The sequence below is a fragment of the Vibrio sp. D420a genome (genome assembly GCF_030248625.1).
Lineage (GTDB): Bacteria > Pseudomonadota > Gammaproteobacteria > Enterobacterales > Vibrionaceae > Vibrio > Vibrio fortis_A.
Genome location: NZ_JAHGAN010000002.1, coordinates 402,919 through 426,660, shown reverse-complemented (window position 1 = coordinate 426,660; position 23,742 = coordinate 402,919). Strand labels below are relative to the sequence as shown.

The window sequence follows — 23,742 nt, the reverse complement described above, 5'->3', positions numbered from 1 at the left end:
AATGCTGAGAAGTGACGCCCTAACGATATCATTAGGGCGCGAAAAGCTGGAAAATTCGCGTAACGAGTTTACAGGGTCGTGGGCAATAATTAGCGCTTGTTCTTCAGGTAACGCTTACGACGCTCTTCTTTTTTCTTTGCTTTCTCTTCAGCTTTACGTAGTGCTTCCTGTTCTACTTCGATCAGCTCTTGTGTGATCATCTCTGGTAGCTCTAAAGTCACTTGACCTAGTGTGCCGTTGCGCAGTTCATGAAGTAGAATTTCTGAACACTTATGCAAATCGATATGACCGCCTGCACGCAGTGCACCGCGTTTGCGACCGATCTCTTCCATCAGTTCGATGTCTGACTCTGGCAGCTCTTCGATTTGGTAACGCTCTTTCAGTAGGTGAGGGTATTGCTTTGCCAAGTACTCTACCGTGTAGAACGCTACTTCATCGTATTCCATTGCAGTATCTTTTACTGCACCAGTTGCTGCGAGGCGGAAACCACTGTGTGGGTTTTCTACTTTTGGCCACAAGATTCCCGGAGTATCCGAAAGCACCACACCGTTTTGTAGGTTAATACGTTGCTGGCGACGAGTCACTGCAGGCTGGTTACCTGTTACTGCGATCGTACGACCTGCTAGACAGTTAATGATGGTTGATTTACCAACGTTTGGAATACCCATGATCATGGTACGAATGTTTTTACCGATCTCTTCACGGTGAGGAGCTAACTTACGTACCAGCTCCATGATGTGATTCACTTCTTCTTTAACGCTGGTGGTAATCGCGATCGCTTTCACACCTTGCTCTTTTTCAAAGTGCTCAATCCACATCTGTGTGAGTTCTGGATCAGCAAGGTCGCGTTTGTTTAGAACTTTAACTACCGGTTTACCTGCTTTGATCTCTGCAATCATTGGGTTTTCTGAACTAAATGGAATACGCGCATCTAGTACTTCAATGATAACGTCAACTTTAGGGATAACTTCTTCGATTTCTTTGCGGGCTTTGTGCATGTGGCCCGGAAACCATTGGATAGACATAGAGATAAACCTTGTAAAAATATTTTGAGCACATTGTAAGGGTTCGATAGGGCGTGTAAAGCTATATAGGCTTTGCACTGCGATATATCGGTAGAAAAACAACCAAGTGCTTTAGTTTATTGAGCTTAGCACAGGCTGAAGTTGGCTTATCTTGTTTTACGTCGAGGGTAGGCGGATCTTTTTGAAGGCAAAAATAAACCCTATATTGTGATTAGCAACATAGGGTTTGGTTTTTTTCAGTTATTTGGGTCGCAAGCCGTAACTAAAAAACGGCTTTAAGCTCTGTGAGGAAGCGAGCGATATCTGCGCTAGAGATATCACGGTGTGTCACAAAGCGAATCGGGTTGCTCGGTGTAATAGTGATCTCTTTTGCTGCCAGCTTGTTCGCGATTGCTGTGATATCGACACTGTCATCTAGCTTGGCGAATACGATGTTAGTTTGAACAAAGTCAGGGTTCACTGAGAAGCCTGGCAATTCACTAAGGCCAATTGCGAGATCTTTCGCGTTTTTGTGGTCGGTCTTCAGTTGCGTTACGTTTTCTGTAAGCGCCATTTTACCTGCTGCCGCCAAGATACCAGCTTGGCGCATGCCGCCACCCACCATTTTTCTTAGGCGACGTGCTTTAGCGATATACTCTTTGCTGCCTAGAAGCAGCGAACCAACCGGAGCTCCCAAACCTTTAGACAAGCAAATGGTCATCGAGTCAAAGTGCTGAGCGATCTCTTTAACGGGAACATTCAGTGCCGCTGCTGCGTTATAAACGCGAGCACCATCTAAATGCAGTTTTAAACCGTGCTTGTTGGTAAACTGACGAGCTTCTGCCAAGTAGGAGAGTGGTAACACCTTACCATTGATGGTGTTTTCTAAGCTCAGTAGCGTTGTGCGAGCGAAGTGGCTGTCGTCAGGCTTAATTGCACTTTCGAGTTTGCCAAAGTCTAAAGTACCGTCTGGGTTGTTCTCGATCGGTTGTGGTTGAATTGAACCGAGAACTGCGGCACCGCCCGCTTCATATTTATAGTTGTGAGCTTGCTGTCCACACAAGTATTCATCACCGCGACCACAATGTGCCATTAACCCTAAAAGGTTGGCTTGCGTGCCCGATGAAGTGAACATGGCGGCTTCAAAACCCGCTTCTTCGGCTGCCCACTGTTCTAAGTCGTTTACAGTCGGATCATCACCGTAGACATCGTCGCCAACCTCTGCGTTAGCCATAACTTGGCGCATAGCCTGACTTGGTTTGGTGACGGTATCAGAACGAAAGTCCATATTTCTCTCCTATAGGTAGCCGCAAAGCTGGGCTTTACTTAAACACGCGATAGTTTTGGTATCGGTAATTTGGTCGTTACGAATTTTTTGTTGAAGCTCTTCAATAGTCAGCTCAACCACTTCAATGACTTCGTCATCATCACAGCTGAAGCGTGTAGTTAGGTTGAGCTCTGATGCAACGAATAGATGCTGGATCTCATCACAGAAGCCAGCGAGTGGAGTCACTTGCCCCAAACTTTGAAATTGACCAGCACTGTAACCAGTCTCTTCTTCAAGTTCTCGCTTCGCACAATCTAAAGGTGTTTCACCTTGTTCCATCGTGCCTGCTGGGAGCTCTAACAGCCATTTTTTTAACGAAGGTCTAAATTGATTGATGAGAATGACCTTTCCGTTAGACGTGATGGGAAGTATGACTGCTGCGCCAGGATGTTGAATCGTAGTGTGAGTTATTGAGGACCCGGTGGGTAATTTAACATCCTCTTCTATTAGTGAGATGCTTTTCCATTTGTGGATTATTGTTTTCATGGAGTGGTAGTCACTTTCCTTGCCAATTGCCGGACATATAAGACGTCGACCACCATAACGCCAATTATGTCGAAAATAAAAGAAAAATTCTGAATGCGTTCCACGAAACTCATCACACATTGTGACTCTATTCTCAAAATTGGAATCTTTGATTACACCAAAATTACCAACCTAACCATCTGATATAAATGCTACTCAACAATAAAATACACTTGTAACAAAGTGCTAACAAATGTATAAAAACATATCTACACTCTTAATTATCTTGAAAGTTTCCGGAGTTTTGCTGTGATGAATCCTTCTGTATCCTCCCATGCTGACAAAGCATTACTCTCCGAACGCATTAACAAGCTTGCTCAAGCCTTATCTGACGGTGTTTACGAACGTGAAGACACCATTAAACTTTGTTTACTTGCTGCGCTTGCAGGCGAAAGTGTTTTTTTGCTTGGTCCTCCGGGTATCGCGAAAAGTTTGATCGCGAAACGTTTAATACAAGCTTTCGATAACAGTAGCTACTTCGAATATTTGATGACGCGCTTCTCAACCCCAGAAGAAGTTTTTGGTCCATTGAGTATTCAAGAATTGAAAGACAATGGTCGTTACGTGCGTTTAACTGAGGGTTACTTGCCAACAGCTCAGGTTGTTTTCCTTGATGAGATTTGGAAAGCAGGTCCGGCAATCCTTAATACGTTATTGACCGTTGTTAACGAAAAAACCTTTAAAAATGGCAGCGACATCGAACGTGTTCCGATGCGACTGTTGGTTTCTGCATCTAACGAATTACCAGATGAAGACAGTGGCCTAGAGGCACTTTATGACCGTATGCTGGTGCGCGTGTTCGTAAACCGTATCCAGAATAAGCAGAACTTTAAGTCGATGCTAACCACGGGTACACCTCAAGAAGCGACCATCCCACCGGGTCTGGCTATCACTGATATTGAATATCACCAATGGCAGAAAGAGTTAGATCGTCTAGAGCTTAACGACAACGCATTCGACAAGCTTTACGAGCTTAAAACTATGCTTGAAGAGACTGTGAAGAAGCAGGGCGGCGCAATGTCAGACTCTGAACTTTACGTGTCTGACCGTCGTTGGAAGAAAGCCGTTAAACTGCTTAAAGCAAGTGCCTTCTTCAGTGGCCGTGATACCGTGAACCCGCTTGATATCATGTTACTTCAAGACTGTTTGTGGCATAGCCCAGAGTCTCGTGACGTGGTTCGTAGTGTCGTTAACGATTTTGCGTTGAACCGAGCGTTTGACCAACAAGAATCCAAACACCAAATTGAGCTAGCACGTGAAGAGCTAGAAGAGATCCAAGAAGATGTAGAGTCGACTCTATCTGTATCTCTTTCAATGGAAACGAGCAGCGGTCTACTGCGTAAAGACATTTACCAGCACGATATCAAGAACGCGAAAATGTACAGCGTTGGTAGTGCCTACAATCTAGTGAAACTGGTACTACTGCAAAGCAACATGTCAGTGTCTGAATCTGAAAAAGGCGACAGTCGCTGGGTTTACGTTGCTAAAGATGATTTCGACCGCGTGATCAAAGAAGGTCACGGTGACATCTATGGTTATGTAAATGAAAACAAAAACCTATGTCGCCTGAAGCTGGATTTAGATGCCTCCAACCAACTCGTTATCAAAGATATCGCTAACCGTTCAGTGTTAGTGAGCGTTGTGACGTCTGATGGTCTGGACAAAGAACTATACGACAAATGGTTAACAGGTGCAGAAGCCGCGCTTAAACAACTTCAAGACGCAGAATTTAACCTTAAAAAAGTGCGCTCAGATTTCCATGGTGCGCTACCACATAACTTTATTGACCCTGAATTACCGAAGGCGATGGAAGCAAGCTTGCAATCCATCACTCAAGATCTTGAAACCACACAGGTTAAGAGCAGTAAGATCGTTCAGCGTATCAAGTTCATGAGCCAATACTTCGAGTAAGGGGACCCTATATGTTAGGAGCAGACGGATTAAATCTGGCGTTAATGGTGGCAGACTCTGGCATCATTGATACTGCAATGAATGACTTATTGGCCCGCTCGCAAGTGATGATGGCAGCGGAAAACAAAGGTGTTAAAACCTCTGTTAAAAACCATTTAGTTAAATGGCGTGGCAAGGTCAAAAAACGCGTCACCAAAGTCTGCGAAACTGATCGATTTCAACAAGAAATTGCCCTTTACCAAGAAGTGATTCACTGGAATGAAGAGCAGTTTTTTGAAGAGATCGACTCGGTGATCAAAAAGCTGGAGTGGCATTCTGCGTTTTATCTACAAGCTCGCCGTCTGCTTGAACACAATAAGGGCGTGTATAACGCCATGTTCCCGCATTACTTCTGTGACCAGTGGTATCAAGCTCTATCTGAAGCGATCAAACAAGCGCAGGTAACTGAGCTTGAAGCGAGTAAAGAGAAAGTGCTTGCTGATCTTTACCAGCGCATGGAAACCATGAAAAACATGGATAAAGTGACGGAATCTGGTGATGAAGGCAGTGTAGGGCGCTTGTGGGATATGGCGTCGGCTAAGCTGAGCAAAACCGACCTTACGGTAATGAAGCGTCATGCAGAGTTCCTCAACAAGCACAAAGGGCTTCAAGAGATTGCCGAGAAGCTTGGTCGTATGGCTGGTTTAGAAGATGACCCGTCTCTGCATAAAGCTCCTGTTGAAGAGCTTCAGATGGTCGAAGAAAAAGCCGATGAAGCAGTGGACGATATTGTCGGTATTCACGAAAGTGACGACCTCAATAAGATGCTGCCAAATGAGACCATGTTTTTGGCTTACCCAGAACTCGAAGTTATCTTCTACAAGCATTTAGCCGATAAGCGCTTATTGAGTTACCGCTCTCAAGGTAAATCTCGAACTTTAAGAAAAGTGAGAGCGCAAAAACCAGATGCCAAGAATGTAGATATCGAGAAAGGGCCATTTATCGTCTGTGTTGACGCTTCTGGTTCCATGAGCGGGTTCCCTGAACAGTCGGCTAAAGCTATGGCTTATGCTCTGATGCAAATTGCATTGGCAGAAGAGCGCGATTGTTACGTAATTCTGTTCTCTTCAGAGCAAATCACTTATGAGTTAACTCGTCAGGACGGATTGCGTGAAGCGAGTGACTTCTTAAGTTACTCATTCCACGGCGGTACCGATCTAGAACCAGTCTTGATGAAGTCGATTGATCTCATGATGGGTGATAAATACAAGAACGCAGATTTGGTTGTGCTTTCTGACTTTATCGCACCTAAGCAGTCTGATGAGATGATTGCGCAGGTTGAGAAATTGAAACAGCACAAGAACCGCTTCCACGCTGTGAGCCTTTCTAAGTACGGCAACCCTCAATTAATGAGTATGTTTGACCACTGTTGGTCGTACCATCCAAGCCTCGTTGGGCGTTTAATGAAAAAATGGTGATGTAAATTGCTGTACGATTTCTGTCTGAATAGGTGGAAGGTGCAGCAATTTGATTTAAATGTCAGCAAACAGAATTTAAATGCATATTTTTATTTGACTATCCTTTCTCAATCCGTAAAGTAAGCACCCGAACACAGCGGGACAACATCCTAATGTGTTGAAATAAAAAGGCGCCTTGGCAGAGTGGCTATGCAGCGGATTGCAAATCCGTGGACCTCGGTTCGACTCCGGGAGGCGCCTCCATTCAAACTTCGAGTTTGAATACAGAAAACCTATGTTGCTATAAATTTTGTAATGTTGATTCACTTCGACATTAAAGATGGTGTTTACGAATCGTAACGGCATCGCAATAAAGAATTGCGTGCCCTGGTGGTGGAATTGGTAGACACAAGGGATTTAAAATCCCTCGGCGTTCGCGCTGTGCCGGTTCAAGTCCGGCCCGGGGCACCATCTATATTCTCTTCTAAAGAGACACGTAGTTGCCTTAGACTACGACAATCAAATTAAGGCGCCTTGGCAGAGTGGCTATGCAGCGGATTGCAAATCCGTGGACCTCGGTTCGACTCCGGGAGGCGCCTCCATTATTCAATCAAACCAGTCCTAGTGACTGGTTTTTTTGTATCTGAATTTTGGCTCTTGTTTTAAACACTTCTATTGTCAGTTTTTGGAATAGCGGTATTTCATTAGTTATCTATATCTCGTTAACGTACCTATATTTCATAAGCACGCCTTCATAGCGGGTTCTATACTACTTTGGTATTACACAAGTCACATATTGACAAAGTATACACAACTTGTTTCATTATTGGGTCGAAACTCTCATAAAATCAGTTGCATAGGTGAGACTATAAAACACTAACTCATGTTCTAAGTTTTATAAGAGGCTCTAAATTATGCAATTTAGTCTAAAGAGGAAAATGGTTTCCTCTGTGGTTTTGGCGATTGCGGTGACATCTGCCATTTTACTTTTCATTGGCTACAAAACGTTTCAAACCAATAGCTGGCAAGCGATCGAGAGTGAAAGCCGAAATACGCTCCATGCTCATGCCAAAGGCATTAGTGATTGGTTTCACGACAAGAAACAAGCAGTAAACGGATTACAACAACAAATCTCATTGAACCCAGATTTGGATGTGGTGCCTCACTTGCGCCAAACCTTGGTGTCAGGTGGATTTGGCCTCAGTTATTTTGGAAACAAAGATGGTGAAATGTTCCGTCATGATCCTTCTTTGAATAAACCCGGTTATGACCCACGCGTTCGCGGTTGGTACAAAGAGACGTTGGCGGCGAACAGAGCCATTACCACCAAACCTTACGTGAGCGTCACCATGCAAACCTTGGTGGTTACCCTGACGGATCCTGTGTTTGAAAATGGTCAAATCGTTGGGGTAGCAGCGTCTAACCTCGCTTTAGATAAGTTGATTCAAGACGTATTGGCGATTCCAGTACCGGGTGATGGTCGCGCTATTTTGATCGACACTCAAGGCACAGTGGTTGCGCACAGTAACAAAGACTTCATCCTCAAGAAGATCACTGATATTGCGCCCGAGCTCAATGTCGCGAGCTTAAACTCAGCAGCTACGAACTTAACGACGCTTTACGCAGATGTCGACGGCGTAGAGAAAGTGATCATGGCGGAGCCAATCAAGAATACTGATTGGATGCTTGTGATTGAGATGAATAAAGAGGTATTGGAACAACCGCTATTCACCATGTTAATAAACCAAGTCACGACGGGTTTGATTGTACTTATCGTGATGGCTATCGCGACCTCATGGTTTGTTGCTCGCCAACTTGTCGAGTTGGGTCGAGTCGGTGAAGCGCTGGCAGACATCGCAGAGGGCGAAGGGGATTTAACACGCAGGCTGACAGTATCTAGTCATGATGAAGTGGGGCAATTGGCTGATAAGTTCAATACCTTCATTGATCGTCTCCACGAGATGATGAAAAACGTGAATAACGTGTCCTCAGCAATGACCCATGGTGCAGAACACGCCAACCAAAGTGCGATGAAGCGAAGTGAGAGCGTTGGCAAGCAGCAAGATGAAATCACTATGGTTGCAACAGCGGTAACTGAAATGGCGACAGCAACGTCAGAGATTGCATCTAACGCAGATAATACCGCTAAGAGCGCGACTCACTCAGTAGAGTTGAGCGAGCAAGGCTTCCAGCAAATGGAGAAAAGCCAAGCCTCAATCAATGAGTTGGCTAATGAGTTAACTGGTGCTGTATCCATTATCAGCGAACTTGAAGAGCATGGTCAACAAATCGCGACGATTCTGGCAACGATTCGAGAGATTGCCGAGCAGACCAACCTACTGGCACTTAATGCTGCGATTGAAGCCGCGCGTGCCGGTGAGCAAGGCCGAGGCTTTGCCGTTGTTGCTGATGAGGTGCGCGTATTGTCGCAAAGAACACACGCATCGACGGAAGAGATTGAAGACAAGATAAAACGACTTCAACAAGCAACTAATGGTGCAGTTAAAGTGATGAACCAGAGCCATGATATGGCGCGCACCAGTGTGAATGACGTTAACTTAGCGGGTGAAAGCTTAGAGCAGATCCGTGAAGCGATTCAGGTGATCAGCGATATGGCGACACAAATTGCCTCGGCTGCGGAAGAGCAATCGTTAGTAACCGCTGAAATCAACACTAATACTGAATCGGTGCGTGAGGTGAGTGATGTAATGGCCGTAGACGCTTCCGATGCTGTTGTTCAAGCTGACCAGCTCAATCAGTTAGCCAACGACCTTAAGCAAGAGCTGAGTCGCTTCAAGTTATAAAGATCAACGGATTTTAGTAACACAATAAATCAAGCACAGGCCGTCGAGTTTGTGCTTTTTCGTTTTTAGCCCGCACTGTAACTTGCAGTTAAGACTTCACTCCGCCAACTATAAGCAAAAAAAATAAGCATAAAACGCTAAGCATCTGTATTTCTTGCTATCTGCTTCTCTTGCAGTAACCTTATTGCCAAATCATTAAGTCTTTTGAAAGAAGCGCATGAAAAAGTCTCAGGTATTAGCAGAGAAACTAAAGAATCAAATTGAGCACAATATCTGGTTGAGTGGTGAGAAACTGCCATCGATCAGAAATGCATGTAAGCGCTATAAACTGAGTATCGAGACGGTACTCCAAGCATACCAACAGCTTGAAGCTGCCGGCTATATCTATGCTAAGCCAAAGTCAGGCTATTTTGTGTTACCTCGTCGAAACGTACAGACGGGGAGTGAGAGCAACTCAAAAGCCATCACGCCTTACTCAGTGCGAATCAGTGACCTGCTTTATGACGTACTTCAAAAGGCCAAAGACCCAAGCATTATCCCACTCAGTTCTGCTTTCCCAGATCCGTCTTTGTTTCCTCACCAAGCCTTGTCGCGAAGCCTCGCTAGTGCCAGTCGTCAAATGCCGGACAATAGCATGCTGACCAACTTGCCACCTGGTAATCAGACCTTAAGAAGACAAATTGCGCAGCGTTATCAGGTGAATGGGCTTAATGTTCTACCGGACGATATCGTCATTACCTCTGGGGCAATGGAGGCGTTGAGTTTGTGTTTGCAATCTTGCACTGAACCGGGTGATTTGGTTGCCATAGAATACCCCGCCTTTTATGGCGTACTTCAAACCATAGAGCGATTAAACCTAACGGCGGTAGAGATCCCAACAGATCCAGATACTGGGATCGACCTTGATGTGCTCTCTTCAGTATTCTCATCCATGGATATTAAAGCGTGTTGGTTTATGACGGCGGCTCAAAACCCAGTAGGGTACTCAATGAGCAGCGAAAACAAACAGCGCCTTGCTAAGCTGGTGAATCATCATAATGTGCCCATGATCGAAGACGATGTGTATCGAGAGTTATTCGTGGGCAGCGATTCGAGTCTGCCAGCGAAAGCTTATGATAAGAATGAAAATATCTTGTTGTGCGGATCGTTTTCCAAGTCACTCTCGCCCGGCTTTCGTATTGGCTGGCTTGTTGCTGGCCAACAAACGCTCAAGATCCAACGTTTACAGCATCTCGCGACATTATCGAGCAGTATCCCAATTCAATTAGCACTGTCCCATTATCTGACGTATTACAGCTACGATAACCACCTCAAGAAGCTGCGAAAGATACTCCATGAGCGCAAGCAGAATCACATCAGTTTGCTTACCGACTGTTTGCCCTCAGACACAGTCATTCATCAAACGCAGGGCGGGTACTTTATTTGGATTGAGCTACCGAAGAATGTTTGCGTTGAAACGCTTTACGATAAAGCGCTCGAGCACAATATTTCTGTTGCTCCCGGAATCATCTTTAGCGGTGATAAACGTTTTAATCACCATATCCGACTCAATAGCTCTTATGCTTGCGACGACAAGATAACGCAGGCGATAAAAACCTTAGGAGAGTTAGTTAGCGAGTTAAGTAACGACAAGCGAGAGTCAGTCTGAACTCTGCACCTTATCTGTTACGAATTTTCCAATCTGTTCTATTTTTTAGTCTCTGATCTGTTCTAGTTTGGTTCGAGAGAACTGTGCTGAAATACGCTCCAACTTATGTATGAAAGTCATCATTATGATGTTTGGAGCTTTAATGTTTGATGTTGTTGAATTATCGCGCTTGCAGTTTGCGTTGACGGCAATGTTCCATTTCCTTTTCGTCCCTCTAACCATTGGTATGTCGTGCTTGTTAGCCATTATGGAGTCTATCTATGTGCTAACAGGAAACAAAATCTACCAAGACATGACTCGCTTCTGGGGCAAACTTTTCGGAATCAACTTTGCGTTAGGAGTGACAACTGGCCTGACGATGGAGTTCCAGTTTGGTACCAATTGGTCTTACTATTCTCATTATGTCGGCGACATTTTTGGTGCGCCTCTTGCCATTGAAGCGCTGGTGGCATTTTTCTTAGAGTCGACGTTTGTTGGGCTATTTTTCTTTGGTTGGGAACGCTTGTCTGCACGCCAACACCTTGTGGTTACATGGTTAGTGGCTCTGGGATCGAGTTTTTCGGCGTTATGGATCTTGGTCGCCAATGGTTGGATGCAAAACCCGATTGGGTCGGAGTTTAACTATCAAACCATGCGAATGGAGATGACCAGTTTCGCTGAAGTCGTACTCAACCCTGTGGCACAAGTGAAGTTTCTACATACCGTGTCATCAGCTTATACCTGCGGTGCAATGTTCATTCTCGGCGTGAGTGGGTATTACTTGCTGAAAGGGCGAGACGTTGAGTTCGCCAAGCGCTCATTCGCTGTTGCGTCTTGTTTTGGCATGGCATCAATTATCTCGGTTCTGGTACTCGGAGATGAGTCAGGCTATGAACTGGGTGATGTTCAGAAGGTGAAACTGGCCGCTATTGAAGCTGAATGGCACACCGAGCCAGCGCCTGCCGCATTCACTCTTTTTGGCTTACCTAACCAAGAGAAAGGCGAAACCGATTATGCGGTGAAAATCCCATATCTGATGGGAATCATCGCCACACGCTCACTGGATGAACAAGTAACAGGGCTCCATGATCTTCGAGAGCAACATATTGATCGTATCCGCAACGGCATGATTGCTTATGATTTGCTGGAACGCTTGCGTGGCGGCGATAACTCAAATGTAACAACAGAAGCGTTTGATGAAGTTAAGCATGATCTCGGTTATGGCTTACTGCTTAAGCGCTACACCGATAGGGTCACTGACGCGACCGAACATCAAATCCAAATGGCGGCAGACGACTCCATTCCAACCGTTTGGCCACTGTTTTGGTCATTCCGCATCATGGTTGGCTGCGGTGTGGTCATGTTGATTGTGTTCGGTGCTGCTTTCCTTCAAACCTACCGTAAAAAATTCACAGCGAAACCTTGGGTTCTTAAAGCGGCCTTGTGGTCGATTCCTCTGCCTTGGATTGCCATTGAAGCCGGTTGGTTCGTTGCAGAGTATGGCCGACAGCCTTGGGCGGTAGGGGAAGTGCTGCCAGTTAGCATGGCGGCTTCGCATCAAACTGCTGAAGATGTCCTTCTCACCTTAGCATTGATCATGGCGCTCTATACGGTCTTCATCATTGTAGAAAGTTATTTGATGGTGAAAGTCGCGCGCAAAGGCCCAAGCAGTTTAAAGACAGGTCGCTATCACTATGAGCAAGGTGATCACTCAGTTGAAGCCAAATTGGCACTGCAAGCACAACAATAAATGGAGTCGTTATGTTTGAATATGAAACGTTAAAAATTATCTGGTGGGTGCTGATCGGTGTGTTGTTGATTGGCTTTATGATCACCGATGGGTTCGATATAGGTGTTGGTGCTTTATTACCTATAATTGGTAAAACCGACACAGAGCGACGCGTGATGATTAACTCCATTGCACCGCATTGGGACGGTAACCAAGTGTGGCTGATAACGGCAGGTGGTGCGTTGTTTGCGGCATGGCCTTTAGTTTACTCGACAGTATTTTCGAGCCTGTACATCGCTATGTACTTAGTTTTGATTGGTTTGTGGCTACGTCCGCTCGCACTTGAGTATCGCGCCAAAGTAGAAAGCCAACAATGGAAAGATGTGTGTGACTACGCGATTGCATTTGCTGGTGTATTCCCAGCACTGTTGTTCGGTGTTGCTTTCGGTAACCTATTACAAGGGATACCTTTCTCATTAAACAGCTTACTAATGGTGACTTATCACGGAAGCTTTTTGGACTTGATTAACCCTTTTAGTTTACTGAGTGGTATTGTGGCCGTGACAATGTCACTATTGCAGGGGAGCACTTGGCTGTTGTTGAAGACTAAGCACACTATCTATGGTAAAGCGCGTACTGTTGGCCAAATGAGTGCATGGGCAGTATTCATCTTGATGGTGATAGGTGGGATTGTGCTTGATGAGCTTATGGGCTATCAAGTGGTTGGTTTGCTTGATCATAATGGTGAGTCAAACCCTCTAAACAAGACGGTAATTGCGGGGGCTGGGTTATGGTTGAGTAACTTCGAGACCTACACTTGGATGTGGTTTGCACCTATTGGCAGTGTCGCGTTTCCTGTTATGACGTTCTTCTGTATCAGGCTATCGAAAGACCTGATGGCATTTGTCAGCTCTAGCTTAACCAGTGCCTCAATTGTATTAACGGCCGGTTTCACTATGTTTCCGTTTATTGTGCCATCGAGCTTCAATACCAATCATAGCCTAACGCTATGGGATGCGACTTCAAGTGAGCTGACACTCAATATCATGACGGGCGTTGCCTTTGTTATGGTTCCAATCATTCTTGGTTACACGGCATTTAGTTATCGCACCATGCGCGGCAGACTCGATAACCAATATGTTGAACGAAATAGTCATTCACTCTACTAGGAGGCACTATGTGGTACTTTGTTTGGATTTTGGGTCTGATGTTAGCGTCAGCATTCACCGTTTTAAATCTGGTTGGGTTAGAGAAGCAGATCGAAAACAACAGTGAGTGATGCGCTTGAGCTGAATTTACATTAGATATGTATGCCGGCTCCATTGTTTTTAAGTATTAAACGACACACCGAGCTTTGGTCACGGGGTGATGACTCTATATGGGGGCCGATCAGACAGCATATTTTCTGATTTTCCCCTATCGGTTTGTAAAACAAAGTGTTGTGTTAAAAAAGCGTTTTTCGTAACAATGAATCTTATTTAGAAAAATATTACTTTAAATACATATTCTTATCTCACATTGATTTAAATGAAAATAATGTGAGTATTTATCTTAACCACAATGTTAGCCGAATTGACTTATATAAGGTCTTTTACAATACTTTTTATCATTATGAAAGATATTGCTGTTTTTTCGTCAGTGTTCATAGTTATTTTAAATGATTGATATCTGGATTGTATGACAACTCTATAGCTTGTTGTTATTAATGATAATTAAAGTATTTACTATTTATGGAACGGACTTATTCTCTCCACTGCACCTCAGCAAATCTTTTAACTAATGAAATAAAAGTATGAATTTAATATTCATGCTTGTTCATAGTGAGGATGTGATATGTTTATACAAGCTGTAAAAATCGTCATACCTTTAGTATTTCTTCAGCTCTTAACTGGGTGTCAGTCGGACGAAGAAGATAAGCTAAAATCAGAAATTGAATTATTAAAGCAGGAGATTCAACAACTAACAGAAGAAGTAGGTAAGATAGAAGATGAAGTAAAAGAAATGAAAAATTTGGCATTTAACCCTCCTAAGAAAGAACCACCATCTTTGCCAAACCAACCAAACTTTACTGAAGGTGGCACGCTTCCATTTCTTGGAAGTAAAGATGCACAGATTGCAATTATTGAATTCTCTGATTTTCAATGTCCTTATTGCAAACGATTCAAGGAAACTGCTTTTTTACAGCTCAAAGACAATTATATTGATAACGGAAAGGTTCAATATATAGCGAGAGACTTCCCGTTGAGTTTTCATTCTAAGGCTAAGGGTGCAGCGATTGCAGCGATGTGCAGTTTTCAACAGAATGCCTATTGGCCAATGCGTGACATGCTGTTTGAAAACATGAAAAACTTGGGCAACGAGTTCTATCAACAAGCTGCAGCAGATTTGTCTTTAAATATCGATGATTTTAATAAGTGCTTGATAGATAAGTCTATTGCAAGCAAAGTTGAGCGAGATCTGACGTTGGGAAGATCTTTAGGTATTCGCGGTACACCAAGTTTCTTAATTGGTCGCATTGAAAATGATCAACTTATAGAACCACAAATAGTGGTAGGTGCACAAAGGTATGAGGTTTTTGAGTCAATATTTGATCAGTTAGCGAATGACGACAAAAAATAATAACGTTTTCATGATTTTATAAGGCAACTTATGTGAGTTGCCTTTTATTATATCTAAGACTACCGAGTTTCTAACCTTAGGATTTTCTTTAGCTGGGATCTGAGAACTAGGTTTATGGTTATAACGTTGAAATGTGACTATGCACATATATTTTTCTCCATAGAACAATGATAACTGGCTCTTTATTAATTAAAATTGTTGTTTTTCATTCACTTGTATCATGTCTATATTAAAGTGACAGTTTTTTATTCAACTGTGTTTATATTATAACGGGAGCTTTACTTTGTAATTTAAATTGATATTTATATTCATGTTTTAAATGATATTGAGTGATCTCACTGTGAAAATGAATTATTTTTGGTTGAAATTTAACCTCTGCGTTTGTAGGATGTTATTTTTAAAAATCAACTTGGGTTGTAAATATAGAGGAGGGATGGATTTATTGCATACGATTCAATGATTTATCTTGTGTTGCTAATACAAGTTTAACTTAAATGATAAATGACTATTTTAGATTTCTAGTTTTTTAACGTTTGTTAAAAGGCACGGCACAGTTTTGACTAAATTCTAGATGCCTTTTAATTCTAATTTTAGTGTTTATTACTCACCCGTAACGTTTGTAGCCTCATCGAAATGAATTTAAATTCATGCGTTTAGGTTAACTACTTGCGCCCATGATTTATTTAGCGATCGTCACGACCGCGGACCTCTGCTGCGCAAAAATTATGACCAAAGATAAAATACATAAGATATTAAGTATGTTTAATACCCATTTTAATACCGTTACTTCCAGTACGTTTAAACTATCAATAATGGCTGTTATTGGCCTCATATCTTTTTCATCCAGTGCGGCGGATAATTCGCAACATGTTCCGCATAGCTATCTGATTCAACAAGAAAAAACGGTTTCGTCTACTGTTAAACAAAAATTCCGTCAAGCCCAAGATAATACCGACAAATTAAAGCAAGCTATGATTGGTTATCGTGGTGGATCGGCGGACAATAAACGCCTCTATTTAGAGCAAATGATTTCACTTGCCCACGATCGTCAAGCGTTGATCTCTGAGCTGCTTGAGCTAGAACCGAGTGCAGTAGCTAAAGTTGCTTTGAATACAAAAACTCGTAAAGGTATGCCTGAAAAAGTCCAAGCCATGCTTGAGCTGGAGCAAACGCTAGAGGGCGAATTTGAAGTCTTTTACGAAGATTACGAAGATCACAGTAAGAGCCGTCTTCGACACGTACTAAATACTTCACTGGGCTTTGTTGAGGTTTACGGTTCTTTCCAGTCAAGATTCAACACTATTCGATCGGGTACAAAAGTGCGTGTACGTGGTTGGAAGTTCAGCAATGTAGCTGATAAGTCTGATGCTTTCGTAGTAAGCGATGAGGTGGATGGTCTAGCTATTTTAGCGCAAGACAGCACCACAACAGCTACAGTTACTAGTTCAGCCACACTATCAAATACTTTTGGCGATCAGCGCACGTTAGTGCTTCTAGTTAATTTTCAGGACAATCCACAACAACCATGGACTATTGATCAAGTTCAAGACATGATTTTTGGGAAGGTTAACGACTTCGTTAAAGAGAACTCTTTCGGTCAAACCTGGTTGAGTGGTGATGTGCGCGGTTACTACACGTTGCCGCTCAATAGCAGTTGTGATTACAATGGCTTTGAAAGTTACATCAACGCCGCAGCGGAAGCAGATGGTATTGATACGTCTAGCTACTTACGTAAGGTCTATATTTACCCAAAAGTAGATAACTGTGGTTGGTCTGGTATGGGTACTGTTGGTGGCAACCCTTCTAGAGCGTGGATTAATGGTGCATTTCGATTGAACACGATTGGCCACGAATTAGGTCACAACTTTGGTCTCCATCATGCTCAAGCACTTGAGTGCGGCAAAAATACCGTTGGTGGTACGTGTTACAACTATTCATACGGTGACACACTGGACATTATGGGGACATCCAACGGTCATTTTAATGCTTTTAATAAAGAACAATTGGGCTGGATTAAACCGTCAGAACAAGAGGTCGTTACGGTTACCAATAGTGGCAGTTACTCTTTGGAGCCCTATGAAACGGCACCAGCAGGTGCGGCGAAAGGCCTAAGGATAAAACGCGGAACTGATGAGGCGTCAGGACAACCTCTGTGGTACTACATTGAATATCGTCAACCTATTGGTTTCGATAGTTTTCTTGAAGGGCAAACTGGAATAACGGATGGGGTTGTCTTCCACGCTGTGACTGGAGATGATCTTAGTAGTGTTCAACTACTTGATATGACGCCTGATAGTGAGAACTCAGACCTTATTGATGCGGCTTTGGTAGCCGGAAATACGTATGAGGATATTGAAGCGGGTATTAGTATTACGACCGAATGGGCTGATAGTACAGGTGCCAGTGTCCATGTTAGCTTTGCGGAGCCAGTGTGTGTGCCAAGCACACCAAGTATTGCTGTTGTTTCCACTCAAGAAAAAGGCGTAGAGCCTGGTAGCACAGTGGGTTATTCCGTTACGGTAACTAACAATGATGAACAAGGATGCGCAACATCGAACTTCATTATTGAGGCAAGTGCTTCAAATGGATGGGATACAACGGTATCTGAGCTAAATTTGTCTCCGGGCATGAGTGATACAGTCTACGTTGATGTAACCTCGGATCAAGCTGCGGTAGATGGAAGCTATGTGATTACATTCAACGTGGAAAATGTTAGTGATAGTAGTTATAAGGCGAGCACGACAGCAAACTATGTGGTTGAATCCGCGTTAGAAGCTTGCTTGTTGTCGGCGCCATCTCTCATCCTGTCTACTAACCAAAACGGGGATTTTGAGCCAGGCAGTACGGTAAGCTATACAGCGACGGTCACCAGTCAAGATAGCACAACTTGTGACGCTGCTAATGTCACGATATCGGCAGATGTCCCAAGTGGATGGAGCGCGAACAGTGGTTCTGTTACTTTGATACCTGGTGAAACCCAATCAATTACGATGAATTTTACCTCGAGCCCGGAAGCCATTGATGGTATTTATGGCGTTTCAATCTATGCGGTACATTCTGCGGATTTAAACTTGAATACTGACCAAGTCGTGAGTGTGAGTATTGTATCTCCGGTGATGGAAAATGGCGCACCCATCGCTATAAATGATACGGTGACACTAACATCCAAAGCTCCAGTGACTATCGACGTACTGATGAATGACAGTGATCCTGAGAACGATACGCTAAAGGTTATCTCTGTGACCCAAGGTTCGAAAGGAACGGTTCAAACTACATCTAATGGCCAGTTGTATTATTCGCCAGCGAAAAACTTCAAGGGCAGCGATAGTTTTAGTTACACTATTAGTGATGGTGTGAACACCGCTTCTGCGTCGGTGAGTATTGGTTTTGATAGCTCTGATTCGGACACCTCTACAGGTAGTAAAGGTAAAGGAAAAAATAAGTAAGAATATAGCGGCTCACCGCGCTTTCGATAATAAAAACGCCAGTCAGAAATGACTGGCGTTTCGTTTTAGGTGAGTCTTAGTGATTTATAGTGTCTTCAAACATTAAGGCTGAATGACATCTTGAGTTTGAACCGTCACTTCGACCTCAGCAGCTCGAATACTACCGTCATCATCAAGTACTTCTATAACAACACCGTCAGCTGCACCAGATGCGTTAAAGGTGTCGAATATGCCAAGAGCATTGAACAGTTGAACACGAACGAAACAAGCATAGGTTTCACCAGCAGGAATCGTTTGTCCAACATTACAGTAACCATCCAACAGTTGTTGGAATGCAGAGTCAAGTACACCCTCTATGCTCGTACCCGAGTCGTCGAAGATTCTGAACAATGTACCTGCATCAACATCGCCAGGGTTGTCAGAGTCAGGGATATTCACTCCGCGGATCGACATTTTGCGTAAGGTTATGTCTTCAAAGGTACTGCTATTGGTTAGTTTTACAAATATGCTCGCATGGAAACCGAAATTAGCTTCAAATTGTGGAAGCACATCATCGAAGTTAACTTGAGCTGTATCTTCGTTCGATTTGGTCTCAGGTTCATTTGGATCATTCGGATCGCGTTTGGCGGTCACGAACGCCGTATTTAGCAAGAACGTATCATCGAAAACGGTGTCTGGATCGTTTGAACCATTACCCGTTACATCAGCGACTAAGGTACATACGTAAGGCGTGCCGTACGCAACCACTTGAGGGAATGAACACTCATCGCTTCGTTGAGTTGAAGATGCACTTGCTCTCACGCTGCTAAACAGCACGTCATCGGTCAAAGAAATTACGGTCAAGTCTTCTTTGGTTACTGCATTCGCATTAGTCATGGTGAATCGGTAAACGACTTCGTCTCCAGGTTCATCCACGTTGATAGATTGCATAAACGAACCTGAATCGATAGCGGGTGTCGGAACGTTCGCATCTACAGACACAGCAACATCCTTCATTAGAGAGATCATTGGTTCGGCACGAGTCACACTCGCGACGGCCATGTCATTTGCTTCACGAGCCTCGTTGTCATTGATGTAGACTTTCACTGTGTTAGTGTAGGTACTGCCATCAGCAACGGTGACATCGACGGTATACTGACAAGTAAAGGAACCGTTCATTTTCGCTAACGGTGTATCGCTATTAGGGTTATCTGGAGCTGTACTACAAGCTGGAGTGCCTGTGCCGTCCGCCAATAGGTCAATATCGTCGGCCAAGTTGCCTGGTGTCCCGTTATCATCAATAAGTTGAATCACCCACGCAGCGTCAACTGTGCTCAAGTTGGTTACTGTAACTTCATAGGTAATAAGGCCTTCATTGTCGATGTACCAAGCGCCAGCAACATTACGTAAACCAGGCCCACTGATCGGGGTTTTAGTAATCTCGACAGCTGGGTCAACATTGATCATTTTAACTGTGACGACATTTGAACAGTTACCAGAATCGTTTGTGGCATCTCCATCGGTAGGGTCACAAGTGTCATCACCTATTACAGTGCCACGACCTTCGTTATCGGTAGCGCTAAAGCGAATGAAGTTTTCATAAAGCTCTTCAGGCTGTCCCGCAGCGTTTGCTGTGGTTGGGGCAGGATCATCTGGAAGGTCTTCGTCATTTATCTGGACGTAAAAACTACACGAGGTACTTGGAGTCGCGTCAGTGAGTACGATTGGGTAACTGAGGGTTTTACAAGTATTTAGGTTACCTCCAGAGTCGAGCAGATTAAGCGTACCTTGGTCGTCTGCTCCACCAGTTAAATCGAACTGTTCTAAGATCGAACCGTCTGTGCTTGAGCGATAGATATCTTCAAGGCTTGTGATTTGAACTGCAGACCCTGCAGCCTTGGTAATAGTCACAGTATATTTGAATGTACCTGCTGGCTCATTACTGCTAGCTGGCTCGACTGATTTCAACACAGTAGGTGGATTCGGTTTAATGAATACCGGGATGTTGAAGTTGTCACATTTACATTTCGATTTGTTGTTTGGAACTTGACCTGGGTAAGTTCCGTCTTCAGAACAGTTATCGCGTTCGATGTTGTCCCATGCCGCACAGTAGTTGAAGTCAGCTTGTCCGTCTAAGTCGTCATCTTCACAGATGATTTCGAAAACAGCCTCGTTTAGGGTGTACTCGTCGGCAGTTAAATCAGATTTTCTAATATCACCACAGGCGTCTCCATCAAGTTGCTGGGCAACAAGAAAACTAGGGTCATACCCGCTAGTTCCAATCGGCACTGGCAATAGGACACTACATGCTTCTCCATCTTGATATATTACGTCTGGATCGACGTTCTCTTTTCGAGGTACATAAAAGGTGGTATCCCAACGTTCTGCTGCATTAGCTCGCACGCGAATATCTGCTTTTAGTTTAAAGGTTTCTCCCAAGGTACAGGTTAAATTCCCAGAACTGCTGCCATCCGGGAGAATTATCTCTTGTGGAATTACCTGCGTAATCTCTACGTCATTCGCAGTACAGTTTAGAGCGTCGCCTAAATTACCTTTGAGACCGGAGCCACCAGTATCGAAGTAAGCATCTGCCATACAACTGTTTGCTGAGTTAGCTGGATCTGGATAAATAGGTTGCTCCGTCAATGCATTAGCAGGCGAAGCAATGGTTAAGCCATAAAAGGTAGTAGCGCTTATCAACATGACGTTGAATATCCTTTTATGTCGGTTGTAATTTAAATGTTCCATCATCTACCTTCTTTCATTGAAAGTTGATCAAAGGGGATATAAGTATCCAATGATGCGAACACTGGACTTTGGCATCATTGAACACATTAACTGCTTTTTCCCCTGTCTCGTGACAATTGCTCCACAGAGTGCGTTATGAAACTTTAATGTTGGAACGCTTGCCGTTATTTACTACGGAGCAAAAAACAAACCAATACTTATATTATTGATTTTAAGGATTTTTATTTTTTATAAACTAAATAAAAAGCGCAATGCGTGGACAAAGTGTCAACTTGGAGTTGAGTGGTTTAGAAGCCATACCCAAAAATCAAATGATGGAACAATCGGTTAGGGTGGGAGAGAAAATGTGTCACTCGAATGGAAGGTATATTAACAAGTGAACACTTTGTGAGCCCAACATGATTGATATTGATGTTTATAGAGATAGAGAGTGACAGAAGGTGTGTAGCTTAAGTTATGACTAAGTTATTGGAGTAATAGTTGTGCTGATTGCATATGATTTGCTCGCCAGGGACTGCTTTTTAAGCAATTGAATTAAAAAGATAAAATATATATTGATCTCACAGCTCAATCCGTTAAAGTACGTCTCGTTCTCGCGGCACAGGCCGATGAGAGATGGTGTTGCCATCGCATGATTGCGTTGCCCTGGTGGTGGAATTGGTAGACACAAGGGATTTAAAATCCCTCGGCGTTCGCGCTGTGCCGGTTCAAGTCCGGCCCGGGGCACCATCTACTTACTCGCAAGAGGGAACAGAGTCGAACTCTTAAAACTCGCACAATTTGGCGCCTTGGCAGAGTGGCTATGCAGCGGATTGCAAATCCGTGGACCTCGGTTCGACTCCGGGAGGCGCCTCCAAATTACAACAGACCAGCCTAGTGCTGGTTTTTTTGTGTCTGAATTTCCGTAAACGTATCTTGCTATTTCTAGCTATTGAATCCGTCCTTAAGCAACTACACCCAATAACACGTTTCAAAACGGTTCGGTTGTAAGCGTGTGTAACTAAATCGAGCATTACAATAAAACACTGTTCATAATCGTTTGGTTGCCAAGAAAAGGAATAGTGAATGTTTAGAAAACTCGTCACCGTGTCATTGATTACCATGCTAACTGGCTGTGTGCTTTATCCAACAACACGAGACTACTACAAGCCCATTGTGCAAGCAGGACAAGAAGAGACAGCAAGTTCTGGGTGTGGTTATCATAAAGCGAAATATGACGCTCTTGAGCAGGCCGTCGGGAATATCACAGTACGAGTTTATCCTAGCTTGTCCTCAGAAAAGACACTGATGGTGAACTTCGGATTAGAGTCTTCACAGGACAGCGACGATTTGAAGCTAAATGCCGTTATCAGTAATGACGTTCAATTAAATGAGGAATCTGAATCACTGACTTTAACGTCGAAGTACTTACATGATGGAGTGTATCGCACTTGGTACTCATCAAATGCTTTCCAGCTTACTGACCAGCCGAATCAACTGATGATCTCCGTGTCAGACAGTCATGGCAAGACGTATCAATTCATGTTTGAGTTTACTACTCAGTCAGATATCTACTACGCGTCGATCAACTGTTAGGCAGTGATAAAGTTGAGACTCGAGTAGAGCATTCGTGCATTTATCTCTGATCAAAAAAATCTTTGTTGCGAATGTACTTACTCATTAAGTGATACGAGAAGGGACGAATCACCCAGCTCAGCAGTGAGCGTCCAAAGCGAATTAGGGTTGGGGTGTTCTCATAGATTCGACCGTTGTAAAGCCAGAGCATTCTGCCTGCATGCCAATAGATAAGGGGAATCGGCGGCATGAAAGTCACGATGTCTAAATCACAACAGATGCGGTAGGTCTTCTTATCAAGAGAATAGCGCTGCTTGAATTGCCAGTTGCCAATTGCGGGTTGGCCAAACGTCACGACACGTTTAATGCTCTTAGGGTATCTGTGATTCAGGTAATCAGCGAAAACGCAGCCAATCGCTCCACCGGAAGAGTGGCCGGTGATGGTAACTCGCTTGCCTTTTTCGATGAGTGGCGCGAGTGTTGTTTCTAAACGTTCGAAGACTGAAGCGCCGAGCGTATCGTCGTTTCTACTGGGTTGACTCTCTTGAAACAGAAGATGATAAAACCCCGCGTGGATACGGTAGTTGAGCCCAATGGATTTACAGCTTCTTGTCCATAACGCGAAGTTCAACAGCCAATCACTTAGGCTATGAGAGCCTTTAAGCACCACAATAACCTCGGTTTCCGCTTCACTCCACAGCACTCGGATCATGGTTTTACCAAATTGATTTTTGATGATTCGTTGTCCGTTTGGGTCAAAGCCATAGCGTGTCTGTTTGAACACTCTTGGGTAGGCGAGATTGCATAAAACGGCATACCTTTCATACTGGTATCTTTTAAGTGGTTTCAAACTTTATTCCAATCGTCCCTTTACTTCTTACCTTAGTGGGCAATTGTGAAATATCCATGAAAACTAAAACTAAGAGTTGAGCTTGAAAAGCTGTGTGCGCTTATTTTGTTCAAGAATAGTTCAAAGCGTCAGCGAACGAGACAGTAAAGTTTAGGTAACGGTTGACTCAATTTTTATAGGCGC

15 protein-coding genes and 5 tRNA genes are annotated in these 23,742 nt (G+C 43.7%); 15 read left to right on the top strand and 5 right to left on the bottom strand.

Going from position 1 to position 23,742, the window contains the following annotated elements; translation table 11 throughout:
• Positions 1 to 89: 89 nt before the first annotated feature.
• From ylqF to KI743_RS02745, 3 genes are all read right to left on the bottom strand, one after another.
• On the bottom strand, positions 90 to 1,025 hold the full coding sequence (gene ylqF / locus KI743_RS02755) for a ribosome biogenesis GTPase YlqF (protein WP_032552640.1): 936 nt from the start codon (positions 1,023 to 1,025) through the stop codon (positions 90 to 92).
• A gap of 262 nt (positions 1,026 to 1,287) precedes the next feature.
• Positions 1,288 to 2,292 carry a low-specificity L-threonine aldolase gene (ltaE, locus tag KI743_RS02750; RefSeq protein WP_285464760.1) on the bottom strand — a complete coding sequence of 335 codons (1,005 nt, stop codon included), beginning with the start codon at positions 2,290 to 2,292 and terminating at the stop codon, positions 1,288 to 1,290.
• 9 nt (positions 2,293 to 2,301) lie between these two features.
• Entirely contained in the window at positions 2,302 to 2,817 is a 516-nt protein-coding gene (locus KI743_RS02745) for an NUDIX hydrolase (protein WP_285464758.1), read from the bottom strand.
• Positions 2,818 to 3,108: 291 nt separating this feature from the next.
• Between KI743_RS02745 and KI743_RS02740 the strand changes: the two genes are divergently transcribed.
• From KI743_RS02740 to KI743_RS02685, 12 genes are all read left to right on the top strand, one after another.
• Positions 3,109 to 4,767: an ATPase RavA domain-containing protein gene (locus KI743_RS02740; RefSeq protein ID WP_152469594.1), complete on the top strand. Its 1,659-nt coding sequence runs from the start codon at positions 3,109 to 3,111 to the stop codon at positions 4,765 to 4,767.
• 11 nt (positions 4,768 to 4,778) lie between these two features.
• Complete coding sequence (gene viaA, locus KI743_RS02735) at positions 4,779 to 6,224, top strand: ATPase RavA stimulator ViaA (protein ID WP_285464755.1); 1,446 nt, start codon at positions 4,779 to 4,781, stop codon at positions 6,222 to 6,224.
• A 169-nt stretch (positions 6,225 to 6,393) separates the two neighbouring features.
• Positions 6,394 to 6,467: transfer RNA gene (locus KI743_RS02730), tRNA-Cys, on the top strand.
• Between the two features lie 120 nt (positions 6,468 to 6,587).
• Positions 6,588 to 6,674: transfer RNA gene (locus KI743_RS02725), tRNA-Leu, on the top strand.
• Positions 6,675 to 6,731: 57 nt separating this feature from the next.
• Positions 6,732 to 6,805: transfer RNA gene (locus tag KI743_RS02720), tRNA-Cys, on the top strand.
• A 336-nt stretch (positions 6,806 to 7,141) separates the two neighbouring features.
• The gene (locus KI743_RS02715; RefSeq protein ID WP_285464753.1) at positions 7,142 to 9,007 is read left to right on the top strand and encodes a methyl-accepting chemotaxis protein; all 1,866 of its coding nucleotides are present in this window, start codon (positions 7,142 to 7,144) and stop codon (positions 9,005 to 9,007) included.
• Positions 9,008 to 9,224: 217 nt separating this feature from the next.
• A complete protein-coding gene (locus KI743_RS02710; RefSeq protein WP_285464751.1) occupies positions 9,225 to 10,655 on the top strand; it encodes a PLP-dependent aminotransferase family protein in 1,431 nt (476 codons plus the stop codon).
• A gap of 142 nt (positions 10,656 to 10,797) precedes the next feature.
• A complete protein-coding gene (locus KI743_RS02705) occupies positions 10,798 to 12,384 on the top strand; it encodes a cytochrome ubiquinol oxidase subunit I (protein ID WP_285464749.1) in 1,587 nt (528 codons plus the stop codon).
• Between the two features lie 11 nt (positions 12,385 to 12,395).
• A complete protein-coding gene (cydB, locus tag KI743_RS02700; RefSeq protein WP_285464747.1) occupies positions 12,396 to 13,532 on the top strand; it encodes a cytochrome d ubiquinol oxidase subunit II in 1,137 nt (378 codons plus the stop codon).
• An 8-nt stretch (positions 13,533 to 13,540) separates the two neighbouring features.
• Positions 13,541 to 13,642 (top strand): cytochrome bd-I oxidase subunit CydX, encoded by a 102-nt coding sequence (gene cydX, locus KI743_RS02695; RefSeq protein ID WP_285464745.1) that lies wholly within the window; start codon positions 13,541 to 13,543, stop codon positions 13,640 to 13,642.
• A gap of 554 nt (positions 13,643 to 14,196) precedes the next feature.
• Positions 14,197 to 14,982, top strand: coding sequence for a thioredoxin domain-containing protein (locus KI743_RS02690; RefSeq protein ID WP_285464744.1), 786 nt, complete (start codon positions 14,197 to 14,199; stop codon positions 14,980 to 14,982).
• A gap of 758 nt (positions 14,983 to 15,740) precedes the next feature.
• Positions 15,741 to 18,428, top strand: coding sequence for an Ig-like domain-containing protein (locus KI743_RS02685; protein ID WP_285464742.1), 2,688 nt, complete (start codon positions 15,741 to 15,743; stop codon positions 18,426 to 18,428).
• 102 nt (positions 18,429 to 18,530) lie between these two features.
• Here KI743_RS02685 and KI743_RS02680 read toward each other — a convergent pair whose 3' ends face one another.
• The gene (locus tag KI743_RS02680; RefSeq protein WP_285464740.1) at positions 18,531 to 21,110 is read right to left on the bottom strand and encodes a hypothetical protein; all 2,580 of its coding nucleotides are present in this window, start codon (positions 21,108 to 21,110) and stop codon (positions 18,531 to 18,533) included.
• Between the two features lie 687 nt (positions 21,111 to 21,797).
• Between KI743_RS02680 and KI743_RS02675 the strand changes: the two genes are divergently transcribed.
• From KI743_RS02675 to KI743_RS02665, 3 genes are all read left to right on the top strand, one after another.
• Positions 21,798 to 21,884 (top strand) — tRNA-Leu (locus tag KI743_RS02675).
• Positions 21,885 to 21,937: 53 nt separating this feature from the next.
• Positions 21,938 to 22,011 (top strand) — tRNA-Cys (locus KI743_RS02670).
• 209 nt (positions 22,012 to 22,220) lie between these two features.
• Positions 22,221 to 22,730 (top strand): hypothetical protein, encoded by a 510-nt coding sequence (locus KI743_RS02665; protein WP_285464737.1) that lies wholly within the window; start codon positions 22,221 to 22,223, stop codon positions 22,728 to 22,730.
• 40 nt (positions 22,731 to 22,770) lie between these two features.
• On the opposite strand, the gene KI743_RS02660 is transcribed toward KI743_RS02665, so the two are convergent.
• Entirely contained in the window at positions 22,771 to 23,559 is a 789-nt protein-coding gene (locus KI743_RS02660) for a lipase (protein ID WP_285464735.1), read from the bottom strand.
• Between the last annotated feature and the right edge of the window lie 183 nt (positions 23,560 to 23,742).

Excerpts from the sequence above, each read along its gene's own strand:
- ylqF (WP_032552640.1), bottom strand. The coding sequence starts at position 1,025 with ATGTCTATCCAATGGTTTCCGGGCCACATGCACAAAGCCCGCAAAGAA.
- ltaE (WP_285464760.1), bottom strand. The coding sequence starts at position 2,292 with ATGGACTTTCGTTCTGATACCGTCACCAAACCAAGTCAGGCTATGCGC.
- KI743_RS02745 (WP_285464758.1), bottom strand. The coding sequence starts at position 2,817 with ATGAAAACAATAATCCACAAATGGAAAAGCATCTCACTAATAGAAGAG.
- KI743_RS02740 (WP_152469594.1), top strand. The coding sequence starts at position 3,109 with ATGAATCCTTCTGTATCCTCCCATGCTGACAAAGCATTACTCTCCGAA.
- viaA (WP_285464755.1), top strand. The coding sequence starts at position 4,779 with ATGTTAGGAGCAGACGGATTAAATCTGGCGTTAATGGTGGCAGACTCT.
- KI743_RS02715 (WP_285464753.1), top strand. The coding sequence starts at position 7,142 with ATGGTTTCCTCTGTGGTTTTGGCGATTGCGGTGACATCTGCCATTTTA.
- KI743_RS02710 (WP_285464751.1), top strand. The coding sequence starts at position 9,225 with ATGAAAAAGTCTCAGGTATTAGCAGAGAAACTAAAGAATCAAATTGAG.
- KI743_RS02705 (WP_285464749.1), top strand. The coding sequence starts at position 10,798 with ATGTTTGATGTTGTTGAATTATCGCGCTTGCAGTTTGCGTTGACGGCA.
- cydB (WP_285464747.1), top strand. The coding sequence starts at position 12,396 with ATGTTTGAATATGAAACGTTAAAAATTATCTGGTGGGTGCTGATCGGT.
- cydX (WP_285464745.1), top strand. The coding sequence starts at position 13,541 with ATGTGGTACTTTGTTTGGATTTTGGGTCTGATGTTAGCGTCAGCATTC.
- KI743_RS02690 (WP_285464744.1), top strand. The coding sequence starts at position 14,197 with ATGTTTATACAAGCTGTAAAAATCGTCATACCTTTAGTATTTCTTCAG.
- KI743_RS02685 (WP_285464742.1), top strand. The coding sequence starts at position 15,741 with ATGTTTAATACCCATTTTAATACCGTTACTTCCAGTACGTTTAAACTA.
- KI743_RS02680 (WP_285464740.1), bottom strand. The coding sequence starts at position 21,110 with ATGTTGATAAGCGCTACTACCTTTTATGGCTTAACCATTGCTTCGCCT.
- KI743_RS02665 (WP_285464737.1), top strand. The coding sequence starts at position 22,221 with ATGTTTAGAAAACTCGTCACCGTGTCATTGATTACCATGCTAACTGGC.